Raw genomic sequence first — 1,020 nt, forward strand, 5'->3', positions numbered from 1 at the left:
CCTCAACAGAAACAACAACTTGAAGAGATGCACGATTCAACTCGTGATGGTCGAGTGCGTGACCGCATCAAAGCGGTTTTACTCGCGTCCGAAAGGTGGAGTCAGACGATGATTTCTCAAGCTCTTCGTATTCACGAATCGACGGTCGCTCGTCACCTCAGTGATTATGTTCTCTCTGAAAAACTTAAGCCTGAAAATGGTGGTAGCCAGAGCCGACTTTCTGCTAGGCAAACTATGCAGCTTATCGAACATCTGGCAGAGAAAACGTACTTCCACACCCACCAAATTGTTGCTTATGTACACGCTGAGTTTGGTATTCGTTATACCGTTGCTGGCATGAATAAGTGGCTACATCACCACGGCTTCTCATATAAGAAGCCGAAAGGTGTACCGCACAAGTTTAATCCAGAGATGCAGCAAGCCTTTATCGCATACTACAACGAGACGCTAAGAAAGAGCGAAGACCCTGTGTTGTTCATGGATGCCGTTCATCCTACGCAGTCAACAAAACTGAGTTATGGCTGGATACGCAAAGGCCAAGACAAAGTGATTGAAACAACAGGCAGTCGAACTCGTCTTAATATTATCGGTGCGTTACCGCTTCAAAATATTGGCGCAACGGTGACAGATACGTATGACACGATAGACAGCGAGAGCATCGTTCGCTTCTTCTGGAAGCTCAAAAAGGAGCATTACCCGTTGGAGCAAAAAGTTCACCTAGTACTGGATGGCGCCGCCTATCATCGCTCAGAGTTGGTGAAAAATACGGCAAAAGTGCTCAATATCGAGCTTCATTACTTACCGCCTTACAGTCCAAATTTAAATCCAATCGAGCGGCTTTGGAAAGTGATGAATGAACATGTGAGGAACAATATTTACTTCTCCTCCAAGCTAGAATTTACTTCAGCCATCAAAGAGTTTTTCGATGTAACGCTACCAGAAGTTGCAGGATCACTGGCATCCAGAATTACGGATAACTTTCAGATTTTGAAACCTGTATCTTCAAGTTGAACGGGTATA

1 protein-coding gene is annotated in these 1,020 nt (G+C 44.8%); it reads left to right on the forward strand.

The annotated features are described in order from the left end of the window. On the forward strand, nucleotides 1–1,011 hold a 1,011-nt coding region (locus AB4209_RS22420), incomplete at its 5' end, for an IS630 family transposase (RefSeq protein ID WP_372057448.1). Nucleotides 1,012–1,020: the final 9 nt, after the last annotated feature.

It is taken from the genome of Vibrio sp. 10N.286.48.C11 (assembly GCF_041469805.1).
Taxonomy (GTDB): Bacteria; Pseudomonadota; Gammaproteobacteria; order Enterobacterales; family Vibrionaceae; genus Vibrio; species Vibrio crassostreae_C.